General features: G+C 37.9%; 20 protein-coding genes. 2 read left to right on the top strand and 18 right to left on the bottom strand.

What is annotated here, in order from left to right; translation table 11 throughout:
• Positions 1-41 precede the first annotated feature (41 nt).
• Complete coding sequence (locus V7112_RS18190) at positions 42-1514, top strand: amidase family protein (RefSeq protein WP_335422463.1); 1473 nt, start codon at positions 42-44, stop codon at positions 1512-1514.
• Positions 1515-2425: 911 nt separating this feature from the next.
• Here V7112_RS18190 and V7112_RS18185 read toward each other — a convergent pair.
• Positions 2426-2758: a YolD-like family protein gene (locus V7112_RS18185; RefSeq protein ID WP_335422461.1), complete on the bottom strand. Its 333-nt coding sequence runs from the start codon at positions 2756-2758 to the stop codon at positions 2426-2428.
• 931 nt (positions 2759-3689) lie between these two features.
• The gene (locus tag V7112_RS18180; RefSeq protein WP_335422459.1) at positions 3690-4307 is read right to left on the bottom strand and encodes a TetR/AcrR family transcriptional regulator; all 618 of its coding nucleotides are present in this window, start codon (positions 4305-4307) and stop codon (positions 3690-3692) included.
• Positions 4308-4457: 150 nt separating this feature from the next.
• On the opposite strand from V7112_RS18180, the gene V7112_RS18175 reads away from it, so the two are divergent.
• On the top strand, positions 4458-5201 hold the full coding sequence (locus V7112_RS18175) for an SDR family NAD(P)-dependent oxidoreductase (protein ID WP_335422457.1): 744 nt from the start codon (positions 4458-4460) through the stop codon (positions 5199-5201).
• A gap of 267 nt (positions 5202-5468) precedes the next feature.
• On the opposite strand, the gene V7112_RS18170 is transcribed toward V7112_RS18175, so the two are convergent.
• The 16 genes from V7112_RS18170 to V7112_RS18095 all read right to left on the bottom strand — a co-directional run.
• Entirely contained in the window at positions 5469-6410 is a 942-nt protein-coding gene (locus tag V7112_RS18170) for a uroporphyrinogen decarboxylase family protein (protein ID WP_335422455.1), read from the bottom strand.
• A gap of 25 nt (positions 6411-6435) precedes the next feature.
• A complete protein-coding gene (locus V7112_RS18165; RefSeq protein ID WP_335422452.1) occupies positions 6436-8487 on the bottom strand; it encodes a hydantoinase B/oxoprolinase family protein in 2052 nt (683 codons plus the stop codon).
• Positions 8484-10649 carry a hydantoinase/oxoprolinase family protein gene (locus V7112_RS18160; RefSeq protein ID WP_335422450.1) on the bottom strand — a complete coding sequence of 722 codons (2166 nt, stop codon included), beginning with the start codon at positions 10647-10649 and terminating at the stop codon, positions 8484-8486. The genes V7112_RS18165 and V7112_RS18160 overlap by 4 nt, the downstream gene beginning before the upstream one ends.
• A 14-nt stretch (positions 10650-10663) precedes the next feature.
• Positions 10664-11026 (bottom strand): acetone carboxylase subunit gamma, encoded by a 363-nt coding sequence (locus V7112_RS18155; protein ID WP_335422448.1) that lies wholly within the window; start codon positions 11024-11026, stop codon positions 10664-10666.
• Positions 11027-11028: 2 nt separating this feature from the next.
• Positions 11029-13062, bottom strand: a complete 2034-nt coding sequence (locus V7112_RS18150; RefSeq protein WP_335422445.1) for a hydantoinase/oxoprolinase family protein — start codon at positions 13060-13062, stop codon at positions 11029-11031.
• A 55-nt stretch (positions 13063-13117) separates the two neighbouring features.
• Complete coding sequence (locus tag V7112_RS18145; protein WP_335422443.1) at positions 13118-13354, bottom strand: hypothetical protein; 237 nt, start codon at positions 13352-13354, stop codon at positions 13118-13120.
• A 10-nt stretch (positions 13355-13364) separates the two neighbouring features.
• Positions 13365-14948 carry a class I adenylate-forming enzyme family protein gene (locus tag V7112_RS18140; protein ID WP_335422441.1) on the bottom strand — a complete coding sequence of 528 codons (1584 nt, stop codon included), beginning with the start codon at positions 14946-14948 and terminating at the stop codon, positions 13365-13367.
• Between the two features lie 56 nt (positions 14949-15004).
• Positions 15005-16183 carry an acetyl-CoA C-acetyltransferase gene (locus V7112_RS18135; RefSeq protein WP_335422439.1) on the bottom strand — a complete coding sequence of 393 codons (1179 nt, stop codon included), beginning with the start codon at positions 16181-16183 and terminating at the stop codon, positions 15005-15007.
• An 11-nt stretch (positions 16184-16194) separates the two neighbouring features.
• Entirely contained in the window at positions 16195-16425 is a 231-nt protein-coding gene (locus V7112_RS18130; protein WP_335422437.1) for a hypothetical protein, read from the bottom strand.
• Between the two features lie 118 nt (positions 16426-16543).
• A complete protein-coding gene (locus V7112_RS18125; RefSeq protein ID WP_335422435.1) occupies positions 16544-17512 on the bottom strand; it encodes a ketopantoate reductase family protein in 969 nt (322 codons plus the stop codon).
• Positions 17509-18426, bottom strand: a complete 918-nt coding sequence (locus V7112_RS18120; protein WP_335422433.1) for a malate dehydrogenase — start codon at positions 18424-18426, stop codon at positions 17509-17511. The genes V7112_RS18125 and V7112_RS18120 overlap by 4 nt, the downstream gene beginning before the upstream one ends.
• A gap of 48 nt (positions 18427-18474) precedes the next feature.
• Positions 18475-19239 carry an ABC transporter ATP-binding protein gene (locus V7112_RS18115; RefSeq protein WP_335422431.1) on the bottom strand — a complete coding sequence of 255 codons (765 nt, stop codon included), beginning with the start codon at positions 19237-19239 and terminating at the stop codon, positions 18475-18477.
• A complete protein-coding gene (locus V7112_RS18110) occupies positions 19232-20011 on the bottom strand; it encodes an ABC transporter ATP-binding protein (protein ID WP_335422429.1) in 780 nt (259 codons plus the stop codon). The genes V7112_RS18115 and V7112_RS18110 overlap by 8 nt, the downstream gene beginning before the upstream one ends.
• Positions 19992-21026 (bottom strand): branched-chain amino acid ABC transporter permease, encoded by a 1035-nt coding sequence (locus V7112_RS18105; RefSeq protein WP_335422426.1) that lies wholly within the window; start codon positions 21024-21026, stop codon positions 19992-19994. Before V7112_RS18105 ends, V7112_RS18110 begins: the two co-directional genes overlap by 20 nt.
• 15 nt (positions 21027-21041) lie before the next feature.
• Positions 21042-21923 carry a branched-chain amino acid ABC transporter permease gene (locus tag V7112_RS18100; RefSeq protein ID WP_335422425.1) on the bottom strand — a complete coding sequence of 294 codons (882 nt, stop codon included), beginning with the start codon at positions 21921-21923 and terminating at the stop codon, positions 21042-21044.
• A gap of 70 nt (positions 21924-21993) precedes the next feature.
• Positions 21994-22871 (bottom strand): ABC transporter substrate-binding protein (locus V7112_RS18095; RefSeq protein ID WP_335422423.1); only part of this gene is annotated, 878 nt, incomplete at its 5' end.

Here is a 22871-nt window from a genome sequence, read left to right as displayed (position 1 = left end):
ATTTATAATATTTATAATTATTTTATAGGTGGCGATGAGGTATGGAACGATCTCCATTACAAACTCGAACATCTCGAATGTTAAATAATAAGGGAAAGGATAAAAAATTATGGCGCTGGAGTGCAACAGAATTGGCTCATGGAATTCGAACAAGACTCATTTCTTCTCGTGAGGCTGTTGAGAGTTCTTTGAACAGGATTGAAGAAGTAAATCCGGTGCTTAATGCCCTTGTTGAAGTACATGCAGAAGAGGCACTTGCTGTAGCTGATCAGGCAGATCTTGCTGTAAAAAAGGGAGAGCTGCTAGGACTTTTACATGGTGTGCCTGTATCTACAAAAGTGAACGTTGATCAAGCTGGACATGCAACAACAAATGGTGTTTTGGCTTTTAAAGATAATATCGCAGAAAAAGATAGTCCCCCAGTGGCAAATCTAAGGAAGGCAGGAGCTGTAATTGTAGGCCGCAGCAATACGCCAACCTTTAGTTTCAGATGGTTTACGAATAATGATTTGCATGGAAGAACTCTGAACCCTTGGGATAAAACACGTACTCCTGGTGGATCAAGTGGCGGGGCCTCTTCAGCTGTCGCGTCTGGAATGATGCCGATCGGGCATGGAAGTGATCTGGGAGGTTCTATTCGTCATCCAGCCTATGCCTGTGGAATCACCGGAATTCGTCCGACAATGGGAAGAGTTCCCGGCTTTTTCGGTCCTCCGAATGGAGATCAGTCACCTTCAGTACAATTTATGTCAACTGATGGACCACTTGCACGCAACGTTGCAGATCTACGACTTGCCCTGGCAAGCATGATTGAATTTGATCCGCGTGACCCACTCCATGCTTCAGTGCCTTTAATTGGGAAGCCGCTTCAAAAGCCAATTCGAGTCGGGCTATTACGTGATGTAGGTGTTGCTACCCCGTCATCAGTTGTCAATCAGGCTTTGAGTGATGCAGCCAATCGTTTAACGGAAGCTGGTTATATTGTTGAAGAAGTCAATCTTCCTCTATTCGCAGAGGCATACAGGCTTTGGTATTTATTAGTGTTGGAGGATTTCAGGACAAATATGCAACTTGTAGAGCAGTATGGAGACGAAGGAATGAAAAAGGCAGCGTTTAATTATTTCGCTAATGCAAAAGAATGGTGGGGAGAAAATCCAGGACTAACAGATTATATTAAGGGCTATGCACGTCGTGGAACTTTAATTCTCCAACTTCAAGTGTTTTTACAGAAATATCCACTATTACTGATGCCGGTCTCCGCCGAACAGGCTTTTGAACAAGATGCTGATATAGAAAGTGTTAAAAGCATGAGGCGTGTTATGGATGCTCAATGGTCCATGATGGCGATTCCATTGCTCGGATTCCCAGCTATTTCCGTTCCAACTGCTGTTGTGGATGGTCTCCCAGTTGGCGTTCAGCTATTAGGAAGACGCTTCCGAGAAGATACCCTATTTGATGCTGCGGAAGTAATTGAAGCTCACACACAAATCGAAACACCTATTGATCCAAGGTAGTTTGTAATAAAACTTACGTCTTTCGTCAATTGAATGTTAAAAGGAGAAGGACATGAACTTAATAAAGAATACATGTCTTTCTCCTTTTTAAACCTAATCTATGATTATAATTGAACTATATTTAATTTTCTTACATCTTAATTGATACATTAAAAACTCAGAAAGAACTCCGGCCATACATAGCAAATTGAATTACAATATCCTTAAATCATAAAAGCTAACTTTCCCAATTTTATCTTTATCAATTAAGCGAGAATTTAATTCTTGCTACGGCTGGACTTTGCTTCTCTAATCCATTTTTTTGGAAAACAAAATCTAAACTCATTGTCATATTTTTAATTAACTATATTCCCAATAGATTGCTGATTTTCTTTGTGAACTTAAGAAGTTATTAAAAAAACATACCCGCTCCTCTGTTGAACAGAGAGAAGCGGGATGTTTTCGATACTTATTTCTCGGGAGGGTTCATTCTTAAGTGGGGATTCTAGTGAGTGTTGATTATTTTAATTTCACTTCAAGCATGTTCGTCAATCTTTATTAGGATACTGAATCCTTGTGTTCTCGGATTATCTGGAGTGTTCTTTTGATACCCACGTTAAAAATAAGCAGTTTTAAAAGATTTTCGCGCTCCGAATCTGTAAAAAAATTTTCCCACCAAAAACCTCCATCTGTACTGGGGAAAATTTACTATATAGGTTTTAATCGACTGATTGCCCTCGTCCTTCAGCTTTAAATCACTTTGCACCGGGTCCCCTCTCTTTCTTAGAATGAAATTTCTTTTACTTTCTACCTAACTTACTTTACTTCTCGGTTTTTAAAAAAGAGTTTCAACTTATTGTAGAAATACAACAGTTTAATCTGAGTTATACATTATTCTTCTCATCATTCAAAGCACCCGTCACTTGCCATCATTATTCAAAATAAACTTTAACAATGTTGTTTAGCCTAGCCTTGCGTATTTCGTTAAATTTATCTAAAATTCTTAACTCATAACCTATTTGATCTATATAATGTACTTTTCCAGTTATTACTTGGAATTCTCCATTTTCGTACAGGGTAAACACTAGTTCTTGGTTATACTCCATTGCACTACATATTGTTTGGTTTATTTCTTCTAATAGATGTTCATCTAGGATCGGTTTTTCAACTTTTTTATAATCCCAATCCACCTTGTTATGAGAAGCCACCATTTCTGGTAACATAAATGCAGCCCCCCATTTCATTTTTCCACGATCTTTTATCATATTAGTCCCTCCTTATAAAAACATTATATGCGAATATACGTTCGATTAACAATTAAATAATAATCATCATTTAGTTGCTAGTAAAAAATAAACGTTAATCCTTCTTTTGGATTAACGCAAAAACAAAGTTCATATAACATCTGTTCTAAGAACCTTCCTACTTATTCCAACGGTTCCCTTCGAGTATGGTATTAATAATGATTGTTTAACTATAATAGGAAAAATTTGAACTCAGTGGAACTTATACTTCACATAAATTACAGTTTGGAAAATAAAAGCTAAGTTTTGATATCTAACTAATTAGTTTCAACTATATTGAACTAAGGACTACCTAAACGGTAGCTCTTAGTTTAAACAATACACCTTCGCTACAAACATCTGTTCTTTAATGTAATTGTTATACATCATCCAGCGAGGAAAATGTTTATTCATTCATTCAATTTACATGAGAGAACTAGCTTCTTACTCACATAAAAGACCGTCATTATCATTAATCGCATATATGGGTATAGCCAATGTTATATTTAAGTTAGTTAAGTAAATCAGCCTTCTCAGGAATCTGTAGTTCTGCCATAGCTTGCTCATAATAGTACACGTATCCCAGATATCATCAAATTCTTTACTAACGCTGCATGTATATTTAAAGGACTGTAAGTAGTCTAAAATGTCGCGAACTTGTCCTTGTGCATAAATAACTCTTACATCTACGCTCATATCAATGTTGTATGCAACCAACACAAGTTTTTTACCAAAAGTCGTCTGTATCGTATTTGTAAAGTTGCGGTCTATATACCTTATTGTCAAATCCATTGATACTGGAGTGCCTAGCAAATTGGGAACAGGACTGGCTTTTAAATCGTTATTTTGATTCTTAATTTCTATAGATTATATAAGGTTACATCTATAAGGAATAAGAATTTTAGGCATTTTCTTACTTTTTTTGTATCATCATTCCATTTAAAGCCAAATCAGCTAAAAAATCAGCCGTGTCTTTTAGTGGCATAATTTCAGATAACTCTTTAACTACCTTAGGATTGATCGTATTCTCTAAAAAAACTTGATAAAGCCTCGGATCACCGTTTCTAAAAACCCCTTCGTTTTGACCACTAGTAATAACTTCAACAAAAATATTTTGTAAGCTTTTCAGAAATGTATTGCTAAATTCTTCATTTTCTTTCTGTTCAATGAGCATATCGACAATCATTCCATGGATTTTTTTATGATTTTCACTAATCCTTGCATAACAAGCAAACAATTTTTTTACTTTTTCTTCTGCTGTATAGTTTCCTTTCAAAATCTCATCTTGCTGGTCGTAAATCTCAGAAATGACATTGGTTGCAACAGCATTGGCAAGCTGTTTTTTATTGTTATATCGGCGATAAACAGTGCCTATTCCTACATTGGCTTCTATTGCTACTTCCTCAATAGTTGCATCATATCCTCTTTCAGCAAAGACCTTTTTGGCAGCTTCTAATATAACACTTGCATTTTTACTTGCATCTTTTCTATCAGAACTTACGATAAATTTGTTTTCTGGTATCAATTCCATCCCCACTCTTTCTTTAGTTTATTATATATAAAATAAGAATAAGAGACAAAATACTTGAAGAATGAAAGGGAAACGCTTACAATAAAAGTGGAATGTGAATTCCGTTTTTGCTACAGGATTTATTAAATATATTTTAAAGGATGGGATTAGATGAGATTTCAAGACAAAGTTGTAATCGTAACAGGTGGAGCTAGTGGACTAGGGGAAGCAACAGTACTAGAATTTGTAAAAGAAGGTGCAAAAGTAGCTATTGCTGATATATCAGAAAAAGGACAAGCATTATCTGAAGAATTGAATACGCAAGGTTACGATACTATTTTTGTACAAACCAATGTAGCAAGCGAAAATGAAATGAAAAATCTAGTATCTAAGACTGTTGAAAAATATGGCAAATTAGATGTAATGTTCGCTAATGCTGGTATTAATATTGAAGCTGATCTTCATGAGTTAGACTTTGCTAAATGGCAAAAAGTAATTGATGTGAATTTAACAAGTGTGTATCTTTCAGATAAATATGCTATTGAACAATTCTTAAAACAAGGCAATGGCGGTGTGATTGTGAATACTGGTTCTATTCATAGCCTTGTAGCTAGAGACGGTCTTGCAGCTTACTCAGCTTCAAAAGGCGGAGTAAAAATGCTTACTCAACAAGTAGCTTCTAGATATAGCAAGGATGGAATTCGTGCTAATGCCATTGCTCCTGCTTACATCGAAACGCCACTGATCAATACATTATCACAAGATGTAATTGATGGTTTAGTAGATCTACACCCAATTGGTCGTTTAGGTAAGCCCATTGAAGTAGCAAAAACTGTCCTATTCCTTGCAAGTGATGACGCTTCATTCATATCAGGAGTAACCTTACCAATTGATGGTGGCTATACAGCTGTTTAATATTCAAGGACTATTATAAATTAAAAACAGAAGCTCTTTAAGCGAATACTTGGTATTTCTTTTAAGGGCTTCTGTTTTATTTATACTTGTGAAAGGAAATGTGATTTACCAAGTAAAATTTATCAACTAATGAAGAATCAAACCCTTATATTTCAATAAAAAACTCTGTGATTTTCAATGTGAAAATCACAGAGTTTTTGAAGTTAATTGCTTGTTTGCATCCCTGAAATAAACCAGTTAATCTTTTATAAAAGCCCCTATCTATGATTACAGCCAGTTTACTTCATCACAAATCATTGCAGTTTTTTCCTGAATCTCGCTTAAATTTATTTCTAAATCAAGTGGATAGCTAGACGATAAAAATAATCTTCTTTTTTTGTTTTCATTCCACAATGAAACTAACTGAGTAAGATCCAAATTTTCTTCCAAGTTTGAATTTGATAATGCAATTCCTTTTGTTTTTACAGAAGAGGCATTGGTGATAAATTCCTTTGAAGCTAATACAATTTCTGGCAAATCACTTGTTGATTCAAAGGCATCAACCTCAGGCGATAGGCGCAAAATTCCAAAAATATTATAATATTTTATTACGTTGAACAATGGTTTAAAAATGTCTTTACATTCTTCCCATAAAGCAGAATCTAATAAATCTTCATTAATGAGGATTCCGCCTACCTTTGCATCGCCAAAAGCTTTACAGAGTCCTATCAATGCTTGTGTTATTTCTTCAGCCCGCTTTTTCATTAATCCTAAATCTGAATTGCATTCTGCTCCATAAAGAGTTTTGAGAATAGTGACCGGGCCAGTTATAGTTGCAATAATCTGTAATTCTTTACCCTGAACCTTTACCAATCGCTCTACAACCTCTTTTACAACCGGTATTCTACCTCTTTCCAAAAAATCGGACAATAATAATCCTTGCGTAATCGGAATTTCTTTTACACTAGGCATTTCTTGATCCTTCCACTCTACAATTCCGCCGAAGGCCTCCGCCTCTAAAGAAGGGTCCAATGGTAAAATAATAGCATCATAGCCTAGAAGTTTTTGAGTATTCAATAATGCCGAGTACAAAGTATTATCATCTTGTAATATCGAAGGAATTGAAACTTGATCTACCATTGTTAAATAAGTACCCACCAATGGGAGAAAAGGAGGTCGGGTAACAGTCCGACCTTTAAAAAACTTTTGAACCAGTTCTTTTTTATCCATGGAACAACTCCTTTGTTTTTAAACCTTACATACGTACAATTTGTCGTAATGGCTCTGCATTCGGCCAACTTCCATAGTAAACAAGCGCTTCTTCAGGCGGTTGCTTTGTAGACCACTCAACCATAAATTCATCGTAGCTTCTCCCACGTCCTAACCGATCCTTTCTTTCGGCTTCTCTAAGCTTTTCAGTTTTTGCCTCATCAAGAGTTAATGTTTCAGGTTCATAGGAAACTTTATATATATTTTGTGCTACCCAATCTGAAATGAGTTCGTCCTTTAAATCTTTGATCACATTTTCTGGATTCCGATCAAGCACATCACCATACCCACCACCTCCGGTGGAATTCGCTACATATACATCACCATCCATAACAGGTGCAGCCGGACGTGGTGCACGCTCAACCACATAATCTCCTTCAATGGAGCGATTTTTTACGAGGTCCGCTGTGTTGACAGGAATATCTGCATCACCATTTTTCATTTTCTCAAAGTAATTGGCATTAACAATCTTAATACCAGGATGTGAAGGAGGTGGATATCCACCAAATAACCCTTGTGTGATTGGAACTTTATGATGCTTAATAATAGATTGATAAACTAAGAATGGTACGCCTTTAACAGCCCATGCCACATTTGTTCCAGCCCCACCACGATATTTTCCAAATCCACCTGAATCCTTCCAATGCTTAAAATATAAATGTACATGTGGCTGCTCATTCTCCATATCTTCTACATCAGGAGCTTTTCCCCACCAGCCCCAAGGGAAACCAAAGGAATTATCTCCATCCCGATGTGTTCTGGCTCCACTGCCTTCACTGTTCAGTACGTTTGCAAGCATATCTGCAAACGGAACTCCCCATTGGTTTTGGCCAGCGATTACAACAGCACAACCACCTGCCCCGTAACCACTTGTTGAAAGTTCTTTTACACCACTTGCATATAGCATTTTTGCAAATGCATTAGACGTTGTTGATAACACACAGCTATTTGTAATCGGTGAGTTAGCAACTGAAGCATCGACATTTGCATTTAAAAATGTACCTTGTGGAACAATTACCTTGATTGATGAAAAAATACCAGATGATGTTGGCAAATCTGCAAAAGGTACCCCAAATAAATAGATTGCGATATGGGCGCGAACAATGTGCATAAAACTATTAAATGAACCATCATTTTCAGGTGATGAACCTGTGAAATCAAATGTGAGTGAGTCACCCTCTTTTGTTAATGTTAATGCGCAACGCATCAATGAGTCGTTTGTTCCCATTGTATCCATGAAGGAAACTGAGCGGTATACACCATCCTGCCAGCTTGAAATACGTTTCCTCGCTCCTTCCTCTGCTATAATTAACATTTTTCTCATCACGCCAACAACAAGTTCTACGCCTTTTTTCCCAATTAATTGTTGGACGCGAACACGTAAACGATCACACGCAGCAACACGAGCTTTTGTATCAATAATCTGCATTCTAGGTGCCCTTGAAACCATGTTTGCCATCATATTTAACATATCATTTCTAATTTGATAGTTTTCGCCAATCTTAATTGGTGGCAATTTCATCCCTTCATCTGCTCGAGACTTTGCTGTTAGTGGCATACCACCAGGTTCAATTGCACCTGTTTCAGGCTGATGCACCGCTGCTGCAGCCCAAGCAACTAGTTCTCCATTATGGAAAATTGGCATGACCGCAACCTGGTCTGGGTTATGAACTCCTCCATAGAGAGCCTCGTTTGCATAGAAAATGTCACCTTCGTTAATTCCAATTGTAGGATCGTCCTTATAATGTTTAAGAATATATTTAATTCCAATTTGAGTGGTGACAGCATGTAGATAAACTCCACAATAGGCAGCAACAAGATCCCCTTTTGCTGTATACAAGCCTACAACAATATCCCCTGAGTGAAGCATGGAGGAAACTCCGATTTTCGTTAATACTTCTTTTGCTTCAAGCACTAACTGGTTTAACTTTTCACTATAAATTTCATATTCACCAGGCTTTAAACTATCAAGGGCCAATTGTTCAAATTCATCTATTGGTTCTGGATGGATTCGTTCATTAATTCCAAAATCAATCATGCCGTTACCCCCTCAACCATTTTCTTTTCGATTAAACCATTTAGGTATTGATCAACTGTATAAATTACGTTAGGTGGTAATACAACCGTTGTATGTGGTGATTCTATTAAGGCAGGACCTTCTATTTTATTACCACTTTTTAAGTCCTCAAGCTGATAAATGTTTGTGTCTACAAATCCTCCAAGGTCTGGCCAGTACGCTTTTCGAGTTCCTTTTATCGCATGGCTTGCATCTTCACCAATGGATTCATTTTGGACAAAATTAAATTTATCCTGTGGAACGATAGCCTTTAAAACAATATTCTCAATTTCGACTCCACCTTCAGGATAAACGGCAATGGAACTGTATGCATTTGAGTATTCTTCTGTGAAACTATCCCATAGATTTTGGACATCTTCAGGCCTGTTTAAGATTAAAGTAGGAGAAACCGCCCTCTTAATATTAAGCTGTCCACCAAACTTCATATCTAATTCCAATTGATATTGAATATCCTCTACATTAAATCCTTCTCCCGTAATATCGCGGATAGCTTTTTCCTGTAGTTCACGTACAACTGAATTTAGAGATTCATAGTCGGTTAAAAACTTCTTTGTTCCAGGCTCCAGAAGAATGATGTGTTTTGATTGTTCATAAATGTGCATGATGTCCATCATGGAAGATGAGAAGGCACAGAATACAGGCGATTGTTGTAAAACGATTGTTTTTGGAATATCCGCCTCAAATCCAAAACCTGCACCATGTACAGGACCGCCACCACCTAATGCAAATAGTACGAAATCTTTAGGATCATTTCCTTGAAGTGAGGTTTCTTTCTGGATAATATTTGCCATATTTCCATCACATACTTTTTTAATAAGATAAGCAGCCTCATAGACATCTACACCTAATGGCTTAGCAATTTTTTCTTCGATTACTTGTTTTGCTTTTTCAATATTTAACGTTAAGTTTCCGCCATGAAAATAATCTGGGTTTAGATAACCTAATACAAGGTCTGCGTCTGTCACTGTTGGCTCCGTTCCCCCTTGGTCATAAGCTACAGGCCCTGGAAAACTACCTGCACTTCGAGGACCAACCTCTAGTCGACCTCCTAGTACATCGTTAATCCATGCAATTGAGCCTCCACCTGTTCCAATCGATTTACTTTCTAGCATTGTCATATCAACTAGCCAACGATCAATGACTGGTTTAAATTGATAATTGTTTGTTTCTCCGTCCACTACAAGCCCAATATCAAAACTCGTGCCACCCATATCCGTAACGACAATATTAGGATAATCATATAACTTACCGAGTTGATTACTTCCAATGATTCCAGCAACTGGCCCTCCATTATACGTATTAACTGCCGATGTACGGAAAACCTCTGCCATTCCTCCTGTATTGTGAACCATTAGAAGTGGGTTCTTGTACCCTAAATCGCGTAGTTCATCTCCAATGTTGGACAATTCTTCTGCCATTGCCTGGTGGAGATAAGCGTTTAAAATCGCCACATTTGATCGGGTATACTCATATCTCTTAGGCATAACCTCACTTGAAAGTACAACCGGCATATTCCCGAGGTAATACTCTGGATATTCTTCTTCAATAAGCTCCTTAATTCTTTTTTCGTGAACAGGATTTTTAAAGGACCATAAAGTAGATACAACAAAGCCCATTACTCCCTGATCAACTAAATATTGTAGTTTGTCTTTAAAATCTTCTTCATCAAGTGGACGAATTATTTCTCCTGTATAATCGATTCGCTCTTTTACGCCCACAACATTTTCTCTCGGAATTAACGGAATCGGCTTGCTTACCTCGGCAATTTTCCGACTTTCTAATGAACTAATACCATCTTGCCATTGGCTTCCCTTTCCGATATATAGAATATCTTCATATCCCTCGGTTGTAATAAAACCAAGCTTAGGACCTTTTCGTTCAATTAGTTTGTTCATTGCAACTGTAGTTGAATAACGAATCATGTCCGTCTCTTCTAATAGTTCATCAATGGCTAAGTCAAGGAGTTCCGCTCCATTTTCAATGGCTTTAATAAATCCTACTGATAAGTCATATCCAGTTGTTGGACTCTTAGAAATAACCGATTGATCTCCGTATCGAATAAAGCAATCTGTAAATGTTCCACCGATATCAATATCGATTGTCGCTCTTATTTTTGTCGTCATTTACTCTTCCTCCTTTACACATTTTTAAATAATTGCTTCTGTTGTTTTTCTTCTTCAAGAGCCCTTTGTTTTAATGATTCTAGGTCTACTTGAATGTCATGTGTAATTGGATGTCCAGGTGCAAGAACTTCTGTTTCTACCAACGTACCGCAGCCAGGACAATAAAATTCAACTAAACGAACCCAATTTGCATCTGGAGAGAATGTGTATTCTCCTTCTATATGTGGTTGATGAATTTCACTAGGGTCACGATCATAAATGAGGCAGCCTTTCTTGTAATTCTCATGAGCAGAATTCAATTCATGATCACATTTCTCACAAACCCACATTTCCTTCTGTAAATCGATAGCAATATACTCAGTTACCTTTTTTCTCATTCTTACACCTCCATAATTCCGTTTAAATGTTGGTCCATTCTAAACTTTGCACCAAGCGGAACAACAATCGTTGTATTTGAGCTTTCTAAAACCGCTGGCCCATCAATTTTATGACCAGGCTGTAACCCTTCAATGTCATAAATATGTGTATTGATTACATTTCCTTGCCAGTAAATTGGTCTTATCGATTTTGGCTCGGGAATGGTATTATCAAGCTCTAAGGATGGCAACGCAAAGTGAGAAACACTTACGTAACTATTTAGTCGTACAAACTCAATCGTGATTCTCTCTGAATCTAATTGCTTAGCAATAGATTGCAACTCTTCTTTTAGATACTGTTCATTTGTGCTATGAAAAACATCGCTAGGTAAAAAGAAAATATCTCTAACCTTTCCGTCTTCTGAAGCGACCTCTAAGGAAACTTCATATCGTATGGATTCTGGGGTAAATCCTTCTCCACGCATATCACGATGAGAGAGTTTTTTCATCTTTTCAAGACTGACATTTGCATTGATAAGAAATTCGACCATCTCTTCATTAGAACCAAAATGGAAATCAGCACGCTCCTGATACGTATGGGCAATATCGGCTGTTGAAAGACCGAATGCACTAAATACAGAACTAAAAGGGAATGTGAAAATTTTACTGATTCCACTTTTCTTAGCCATTCCAGCAGAAAATAAGCCTCCGCCCCCACCGAATGAAAAGAGTTGGAAATCTGTTATATCTTTTCCTCTTTCGTTCGAAAGCTGTTTTAGAGTATCAGCACCAATTTGTTCGATTTTATCAACAATAAGTGTCGCCGCCTCTTCATTCGAAATATTTAACGGTGTGGCGATCCATTTTTGAATAGCATCGATCGCTTTTTCCTTCGATATTTTTTTTGTTCCACCTAAGAAATAATCGGGGTCAACGATACCGAGAACTACACAGGCATCCGTGACTGTTGGTTTTGTTCCACCCAGCCCAAAACATGCTGGTCCTGGAACTGATCCTGCACTTTCTGGTCCTAGTTGAAATGTTCCATCCGGAGTTACTTTAGCAATGGTTCCACCGCCACCTCCTACCGATAGAACGTGGATTAGCGGAGCATGGACAGGAATTTCTGCAATACTCGATTCTGTATCAAATGTAAGCTCACCATTTGAAATCAATCCTACATCTGTACTAGTTCCTCCCACATCAACAGACATGATATTATCGAGCCCATACAATTCACCTATATATCTCGTTCCCATTAATCCTGCAGCAGGACCGGAATTGTACGTATCCAGCGCTTTGGTTTTTGCTACACGCGCGACACCACCATTGGAATGAGCAATTAACAATGGCTTTGTATATCCTTTTTGTCTTAAGCCCTCATCCGCTTTATATAAATACTTCACCATATCGCGATGTAGATAAGCATTTACCACTGCAGCATTTGTTCGAATACCATTATCGGATCGTGAACTAATATCACTGCCGAGTTGAATTGGTTTTGTACCAAGATAATGCTTTGGAAAATCTTCTTGGATAATCTTTCGAACTAGTTTCTCATTTTGATTGTTCGCATGAGCATTTTTCAAGCTAACAACGATTACTCTTGTACCAAGTTCTAATAATTTTTTTGTTACTCGTCTTATTTCAGCTTCATCCACTGATTTAATAACCTCTCCACTTTCTGATACTTCTTCATCAATGGAAACAATCAATTCTTCCTGGACTAAAAAATTTAATATCGGATTTTTACCATCTTGGTACAGTGAATCTTCATACCCTTTTGTCACAATCAACCCTAGCTTTGGTCCAGTTCTTTGGATGATGGAGTTCGTTCCAACAGTTGTAGAAAGTCTTATCGTCTTCGTATCCTTAAGGAAATCGCTTACATTTTCACGACCGAATTTTTTAGCACCTTCTGTAATGCAATTGTTAAAACAAACGGTTAAATCATGTGGGGTCGTTTCTACTTTTACCACTTCAAAGCGGTCCCCATAGGAAAAGAACCCATCCGTAAAAGTTCCGCCTGTATCAATATCAACAGTGTATTGCGCCATGTAAAACCCTCCCTAATTTTTACAGTTTAGTAGATTTCTTTGACATACTTTGTTTTCATTTCAAAGCGAGGTAAGGTACCCTCAGAACTAATTGAACATTTGCACGAAACATAAGCTTGGCTCTATACGTTTCCTCTAACTCTTTTTTCAACATCGGTAAATCCTTTTCTGAGTCAATCCCATGCTCCACTTTAATTTGCAATGGTGGTTCGACAGCAGGGCCTGGTTGTTCTAGTAAAATTTGGATATCACCTGCTATGAAAAATATGCTTAAACAAATGCCCATATCCAAGATTTTTTCCTCATCGTAATTCGGCCCCCAATTTTTCTTTTAATTGTTCCTGAAGTGATATTTTTCTAATTTTCCCGCTTGCTGTCATCGGAAATTCATCCATAATGAGCAGTTTATCTGGGACTTTATAGTCAGCAACTTTTGGTCTTACAAATTCAAGAAGGTCATTTGGACTTGGTGAAGTACTTGGCTTAATCTTTACACAGGCACAGGAAATTTCACCTAGAACAGTGTCAGGTAACCCAACTATTGCCACCTCCATAACATCTGGGTGCGTATATAGAACTTCCTCTATTTCTCTTGGGTAAATATTGTAGCCACCTCGAATGATCAGTTCTTTTTTGCGACCAACAATTCTTAAGTTTCCTTGCTCATCTAATGTGCCAAGGTCCCCAGAATAAAACCAGCCATCGTCATCTAAAGATTCCCTTGTTTTTTCAGGCATATTATAGTAGCCTTTCATGATACCAAAACCACGACATGCTACTTCTCCAACTTCATTTACAGCAACTTCTTCTTTAAATTCGTTGACAATTTTTACTTCTGCACCTGGTACCGCCTTTCCAACTGTTTCCGCACGAATTTGATCATCATCCTCAAAAGCCGTCATTGTTAGAGTTGAGGATGTCTCGCTTGTTCCATAAGAAACGACGATATCACAGCCCATATCTGTACGAATTCGTTTTACAATTTCAACTGGGCATGGAGCCGCCGCAATAATCCCAGTTCGAAGTGAGGAAAGGTCATAATGATGAAACTCAGCATGATTTAGTTCTAATATAAACATTGTTGGTACGCCATGCTTGACCGTAACTTTTTCGTTTTGTGTGATTTCCAATGCTTCCTTGGCATTATATTTTTCCACCAAAACCATTCTGGCCCCAACCGCTATTGTACTTAGAATGCTTGGTACCATTCCAAATACATGAAATAAAGGGACTGCAACAAAAAAGACATCATCTTTTGTACATTGCATCTCTTCATCGGTAATGATTGCGGTGTTTACGAAATTACTATGAGAAAGCATCCCGCCTTTTGGAACACCTGTTGAACCTGAAGTATACAAGATACAGAAAACATCATTCTCCGAATTAATAGTGACAGGGGAGAATGGATGGTTATCCACTCTTTCAAGTAATTGCTCATAGCTCATATGGCTTTCTTTTACACATCGAACCGTAATTAGTCGTTCAAGGCTTGCAACACGTTGAATGGCTAGGGTGAATTGCTCATAATGGTTAACTCCGCCAAATCCCTCAGTAAAGAAGACAATCTTCGCCTCAGAATTACGTAAAATATACTCAACCTCATCTTGTCGGTATCGAGTATTGAAAGGGACAATCACTGCACCAAGATGAGAAACAGCCATATAAATCACGACAAACTCATTCCAGTTTGGTAAACAAACTGCAATTTTATCTCCCTTATTTATACCGATTTCTTGTAATGAGGCTGCGAGGTTAAGAGATTTCTCCCATAATTCTTGATAAGACATTCTTGTATAACCATCAAATGAAACTTCATGATGAGGGTCTTTTCTGTAAACCTTTTCTAAAAGCTCTGAAATGCTTAGTTTACTTAATTCTTTTTTCATGTAATTCACCCCATAACTAAATTTCTTTGGATTTTCATGACTTTCACTGAAGGAAATTACAATACTTCCCAAATTGCCGCAATTCCTTGGCCTCCACCGATACATAATGCAGATGCGCCATATTTTTTATTTCTTCTCTTAAGCTCATAAATTAATGATAGGCTGATTCGCGCACCACTTGCCCCAAGTGGATGACCTAATGCAACTGCACCACCATTAACATTTCCAATGCTTGGGTTAAAGCCTAATTCTTTTTGACAAGCAAGATATTGTGCAGCAAATGCTTCATTGATTTCGATTAAATCTAAATCCTCTACCTTCATATTTGCACGTTCTAATGCCTGTCGAATCGCTGGAGCAGGTCCGATTCCCATGTATTTTGGTTCGACTCCAACAATTCCCCATGACACCAATCTTGCTAATGGTTTTAAATTACGTTTTTGGGCATATTCACTAGATGTGACAACCATCGTTGCTGCGCCGTCATTTATCCCACTGGCATTTCCAGCAGTGACAACACCGTTCTCTTTAAACCTAGCTGGTAATCTATTTAACACATCAACTGGTGTATCACGAGGATGCTCATCTTGGTCAATAACCTTTTCTAATTTTCGTCCTTTCACAGTTACCGGTACAATCTCCTTGGCAAAAATACCATTTTCTTTTGCTGTTAATGCACGCTTGTGACTTTGTGAAGCAAACTCATCAATTTGTTCTCTTGAAATCTCATATTTTCCCGCAAGGTTTTCGGCTGTAATGGCCATAGAGCATTTCCCATATGGATCATAGAGTGCCTCCCACAGATAATCCTCCATTGGTGCTTTTCCAATAGGTAAGCCCCATCTAGCACCACGAACAACATGTGGAACCTGGCTCATGTTTTCTGTACCGCCTGCAATGCTAACATTTGATTCTCCAAGTTTAATAGATTGTGAGGCATTTACGATGGCTTGTAAGCCTGAACCACAAAGTCGATTGACGGTTAGCCCAGGCACATGCTCAGGAATTCCTGATTTTAATCCAACATGCCTTGCCATATAAATGGCATCCGTACTTGATTGAATGACATTTCCGATCACGACCTGATCTACTTCTTCGGGCTGGATTGACGAGCGACGCATGGCTTCCTTCGTTGTATGTACGGCAAGATCTATGGCAGATACCTCTCGAAATGATCCTCCGAATTCTGTAAAAGCAGTCCGTGCACCATCAATGACTAAAATATCTTTACTCATTTTGAATCACCCTACCTTCCAACAAATTGTGGTTTTCTCTTTTCTACAAAAGACTTCATTCCTTCAACACGATCCTTGCTTGCAAAAGCATTTCCAAAGCAAGCAGTTTCAAGATCCAAGGCAGCCTGTAAATCAACCTCTGTCCCACGGATGATAGAGGTGGAAGAATTCCCACTATCGTAGGAATAATTAGATTTTTTATTTATGAAAGGGAGAAAAAGGAATGCCTCCTCACCCTTCATTCGTCAGTTAAACCAGTATTGAAAGGTATGAAATCCTTACAGGAATATCAGTCTTATCCATCAATGATAAGTATATCTACTTCAGTTGCAACCTTTCCAACAACCATCAAATCTCCTCTTATAATACTTTTTGCTGGAAGTGTATGGTATCATTCGTTACATAATTATCTTCAATCATTTTTATCATGCTATAAACTGCGTGATTATAGGGAACAAGAATTTGATATTTTTCGGCTTCACGTATGATGGCCCCATTAATGGCTTCAATTTCTGTTTTCTGTTTCTTTGCTATATCCTGAGCCATTGAAGGGTAATGATTCCCTGCTTTATCAGGTGCCGATACTTGTTGTAATGTACTTACAACTTTCTTGACATCAATCTCTATATCAAGGTGGCTTGCCACCATTCCCACCTCTTCAACAATTTTGGTTAGCAACACAATACCTAATGGATGATTTCCAACTGCTCCTGTTGTTAACCCTGTTAAAGCCGTTACTGAATTGATAGCTGTGTTGAAGGCTAATTTTTCCCATACAGCAACCATCGTATTGTTTGAGACACATGTACTTAGGGAAGCTCGATTCATAGCTTCTTCAACTTGTGAAACAATTTGAGATGTCCCTTTTGAGTGGGTTATATATGTTTCTCCTGCACCACCTACTTCAATCGTTCCGGGACCAAGTAGATCACTACTGTATGTGGTGGTTCCGACAATGATCCGATCCAGACCTACATATTTTGCTATGAACTCTTGATTTCCAAGACCATTCTGCAAAGTCAAAATATAGGTTTCTGGTGAAATTAAACTAGAGTATTTATTTAATGCATTATCGGTATATTGTGCCTTTGTAAAAACAATTAAAATATCATAGGATCTATTTATTTGTGGTTCTACATAGGCATTTATCTTGATCGTCTTTTCTTCATTACCATGCTTTATTTTTAATCCATTATTTTGAATCGTTTCAATATGCTCTCTCCAAACATCATAAAGGGATACATCATAACCAGCTTCAAATAATTGTGCCCCGAACCTGCAGCCCATTGCACCCGCACCAATGATTCCAAAAGTAATTTTTTTATTCATTTGAGGCTTTCCACCTTACCTTGTTGAAGATTATCTACCTGACTTTTTATTTTTTCTTTGATTCTATTAAATTCTGTTTTTTCAACCTCTGTCATTGAAATTTCCTTAATGGATTCTACTCCATTTTTGCCGATAATAGCTGGTTGACCGATGGAAACCCCATCAGAACCAATGACAGAACAAGGTATTACTTCTTTTGTATCCTTTACTATCGCCTTGATCATACGAGCTATATTTAATGAAGAAAGCCATCCTGTTGTTCGCCCTGAATTAAGTGACTGGTATAGCGTAAACCAATTCTTAATTATTTGTTGAACTTGAAGCTTAACCTCGTTGGTAATATTAACTTGACTTCCATCAACATAAATATGGCTATATATTGGTAACTGGTCCTCCCCGTGCTCCCCTAGAACAAGTGCATCAATTTCGCTAATTGATCTATTTAGAACACTTGAAAGTGCCCAACGAAGTCGAAACGTATCATTTAATGAAAAACCAATAAGTCTAGATGAATCAACCTGGACGCAGCTTTGTAATAGTGAATTAATTATGTCCAGAGGATTTGTGGCTGTAATAATGACAGGATTCGTAGTGAATTCATTTATATATCCGGCTATTTCTTTAATAATTTTATAATTCCCAACCAAATAGTCCATGCGGGATTCAACCTGTTTCTCTGGTATACCAACTGTATTTATTACAATGTCAGACCCCCTCAATAAACTAAAACCACCGCTTGTAATTTTTACGTTTGATACTTCTGCGACAGCTTGTTCCATATCCATTTTATGACTTGATGCAATATTTACTTTAATATCAATAAGACAAATCTCATGCACGAGATTTTGCTGTGCAATCACAAATGCAGTAGTGGATCCTAATGTGCCCGCTCCTCCTAAAATACTTACTTTCATTTTCACACCACCATTCTTCTTTTACAAAGCAATTCCAAAATCATCTAATTAAAATTGCTCTGAATAAATTTCATTTTTAATAGCATTAAAGTTTGTATTGCTCCCACCTAAATACAATGAAGCCACCCGCGGATCCTCCAACATCTCCTTTGAATTACCAGTTAATGCGATTTGACCGCGTTCGATGACACAGGTTCTATCAGACACTTTCATCGCAGCTTTTGCATTTTGTTCAACTAGAATAATAGTGGTATCTACTGCCTTTCGTAATTCTTCAAGCACAGTCATAATATCCTGCACGATAAGCGGTGCTAGCCCAAGGGATGGTTCATCCAGTAGCATAATTTTGGGTTTTGCCATTAGGCCCCTGCCGATAGCTAGCATTTGTTGTTCCCCTCCACTTAGGTTCCCACCCAGCCGATTCAGCATTTCTTTTAATCTTGGAAAGGTTTCCAACACTTCCTCAACATCGGTTTTTAATTGTTTCTTTTCTTTCCGATATCGGTGGTATGCACCTAATATGAGATTTTCGTATACCGTTAAACCATCAAAAATTTGGCGCCTTTCAGGAACTAAAACCATCCCCTGTTGAACGGTTTCTTCAATAGGCATGTTTGTGATATTTTTGTCCTCTAACTGAACGTCCCCGGAGTGAGGCTTGTAAATGCCTGATAATGTGCCCAACAACGTACTTTTTCCTGCGCCATTCGCTCCAATGATTGCAAGCATTTCCCCTTTATTCACATGAAAACTAATCCCTTTTAAGACATGGATATGACCGTGGTAGGTGTGAAGATTGTTGACACTAAGCATTTACCAGAACCTCCTCTCCCAAATAAGCAGCAATTACTACCGGATTTTGTTGGATCTCTGCAGGAGTTCCCTCTGCAATTTTTACTCCATTTTCAACGACAATTAACCGGTCTGCTATACCCATGACCATTTCCATATCGTGTTCAACAAATAAGAATGAATAGCCTCTTTTTCTAAGTCGAAGGATGATTCGAACAAGCTCAATTGATTCACTTTGATTTAAACCAGCCATTGGTTCATCTAACAATACTAGGGAAGGCTCCATCACAATGGAACGTGCTATTTCCACAAGCCTTTGCAACCCATAGGGAAGATTCTTTGCCAGTTCATCCTTACGCTCTTTTAGCCCCACCAATTCCAATGCTTCCGTTGCCTTTGCATAGGCGGTTTGGTTATCCTTTCTAGCATTGGAAAACCCAAAACCTCCCGCAAAAAAACCACTTTTTGTTCTAATGTGATAGCCAACCATCACGTTTTCCACTACAGTCATATCATTGAATATTTGTAAATTTTGAAATGTCCTTGTTATTCCCATCTTGGCAACTTGATACGTTTTTTTCGTAGTAATAGACTTCCCGTTAAATCGAATATCCCCCTGGCTTGCCTGGATGATCGACGTAATCATATTAAAAAGAGTGGTTTTTCCGGCTCCGTTTGGTCCAATAACTGCAACAATTTCATTTGGATACACATCAAAGTTCACTTTATTAACAGCTATAACTCCACCAAATTGTTTTGTAAGGTCGGAGATTTCAAGCAATGGTTTTTTCATTTTGTAATTCCCCTTCCTTTACCCTCTTTTTACTTTTACTGCGACTAGCCCAATTCAACATTCCATCCTTTACTCCTACTGATAACCCTTTAGGCATAAAAATCATCGTTGCAACTAGAATCATCCCAAAAAGAATAAGTTCATACTCACTTCCTGCATTCGGTAAAAAGAGTGGAACTACTTCCCGAACCAGCTCTCCAAGTCCAGTAATAACAATAGCACCAATGAGTCCGCCCCAAACATTCGTTAAGCCACCAACAACCGCGATTATGACAAAATTGATGGAAGCCGTGACATAAAAAGGAGATGGACTAATAAACGCAACATAATGGGCATATAAGCTACCAGCAATCGATGCAAATACAGCACTTAGCATAAATACTTTTACCTTATACTTAGTTGGATTTATTCCAACAGATTGTGCTGCGATTTCACTTCCTCGAATGGCTCTTAAAGCCCTACCCACTCTCGAACTAACCAACTTTGCTGAGAAAAATAATAATCCTAATGCAACTAGCCAGACGAGATAATAGTATTTAAGATCTGTATCAAAAGTGAAGAAACCAAGGCTTAATTGTGGGATATCTCTTATTCCAGATGGACCCCCAGTGAGGTCGACCATCTGCATAAAAAAGATATAAACGATAAAGCCAAATCCTAATGTAGCTAAAGCCAGATAATTTTCCTCTAATTTTAATGTTGGCCAGCCAATAATTATTGCAATAATAGCTGAAATAACACAACCTGCCAAAATAGCAATCCATGGAGAAACATGGTAGGTAACAGTCAATATGGCTGAAGTATATGCGCCAATTCCATAAAAGGCCGCCTGTGAAATGGAAATTTGACCTGTAAACCCAAGCAATAATCCTAAGCCTATAGCAACGATTCCATATAGACCGATAATCACAAGTACACTCGTAAGATATGGACTCCTAAAAATCAGAGGCAGTATGATTAAAACAAGAACAAATAACCCTATGGTCCATTTCCCTTTTAGATTTGTGGTAAGCATATAAGTCCCCCCTTTTTAAACACGTTTTCCAGATGATTTTGAAAATAAGCCGTTCGGTAAAAATATAAGTACGATAATTAGTAAGCCAAAAATAATAGCATCCTTGTAGCCAGATGAGATTAATCCAGCACTTAGGGATTCGATGATTCCAATTAGGAAACCACCTGCAACTGCAGCTGGCGCATTCGTCAAACCGCCAATTGCTGCGGCCACAAACGCTTTCAATCCCAGCATAAGACCCATTTCATATGTAGCACCCGTAATCGGAGTTGTGATAATTCCTGCCAAAGCCCCAAGTCCAGCACTGATGGTTAAAGTATAGAATGACATTTTGGTTGGTTTAATCCCCATAACCCTTGCCGCTAACCGATTAATAACAATGGCCCGCAAACTTTTACCCCAATACGTTTTATAAAAGAAGAAATACATTAAAACAACCATAACCAAGCAGATGACAACCGCCCAAATACTTTGTCTTAATATAAATGCCTGTAAAATTTGCACTGGTTCGCCTGGATCTAATGGAGGCATACTATGTGGATTTGATCCCCAGATTAATAATCCAATCCCTCGTAGGACAATGGACATTCCAATTGTAATAATAATCAAAGTTAAAGGCGTAGCATTTCGGGCTGGGTGTATTGACACCCGTTCAAATAAGCCACCGACACCCATCGTGATTAGAATTGCCAACAAGAAAGTTAATGGATAAGAAACACCAGATGCAATAAGGGATGTAGCCGTTAAAGCACCAACCATCGCAAATTCGCCTTGGGATAAATTTAGTACACCCGTTACATTAAAAGTGATAACGAATCCAACTGCTATTAATGCATATATACTACCTATGGTTAAACCACCTATTAAAAGCTGTACGATAAAAGATGCATATTCCAATGTTTTACACCTCTCTTAAGGGATTATACGGCTGATAACAACCAGCCGTATGTACATATTCCACCTACTTCTATTTTTTATATAAAGTCCATTCTCCATTTTTCACTTCAATAAAAACGATTGAATCCATGCTTAAGCCACTATGGTCTTCAGGTGTAATATTATATACCCCTGTAATTCCGGCTAAGTCCTTAATGTTATTTTCTATATAATCTCTTATCGCTTCACGGTCTGTTCCAACATTTTTAATTGCTTCAGTAGCAAGCAAAATACCGTCATACGAATATCCAGAGAAATTGGTTGGAGAGTATCCAAGTTTTTCTGTGTGGTCTTTAATAAATTCCTCAATAATCTTTTTCTGTGGGTCACTTTCCGAAAGTGTACTGGATACCAAGATTTTGCCGCTTGCTAACAAATTACCATCTGCTACAGTACCCGCTTGATCAAGATAGGCTTGGTTCGCCATACCATAGCTGTGTACTAAAGGTACGTCAAAAGCTAATTGTTTAAAATCCTTAGAAACAACAGAACCTGATGGTGGACGGCTCCACACTACAACCGCATCAGGTTTTTTAAGTTTAATCTTAGAAAGCTGCGGAGTCACACTCGTATCACTTCCTTCAAAAACTTCTGTTGCGATGATTTCAACACCATATTCAGGTGCCATTTCCTTGAAATGTTTATAGCCGTCCTCGCCATAAGCATCATTGATATTCATCCATGCAACCTTTTTAATATTGTTTTCTTTTAAACTTATTAAAGTTTTTTCAATCATTAGGTCACTGTTATGGACGGTTTTAAATACATATTCTTTTACTGGTTTTACAATCTCTGAGCCAGCTGCCATTGAAATATACGGTATTTTCTCTTTTTGTGCTATTTCCGATATTGCAAGACTGCTCCCCGTTAGCGTCCCCCCCACCACAATGGAGACATTTTCATTTACCA

Source organism: Bacillus sp. JJ1566, assembly GCF_036962685.1.
Taxonomy (GTDB): Bacteria; Bacillota; Bacilli; order Bacillales; family Bacillaceae_L; genus Ferdinandcohnia.
This window is presented reverse-complemented; position numbering and strand designations above follow the sequence as displayed.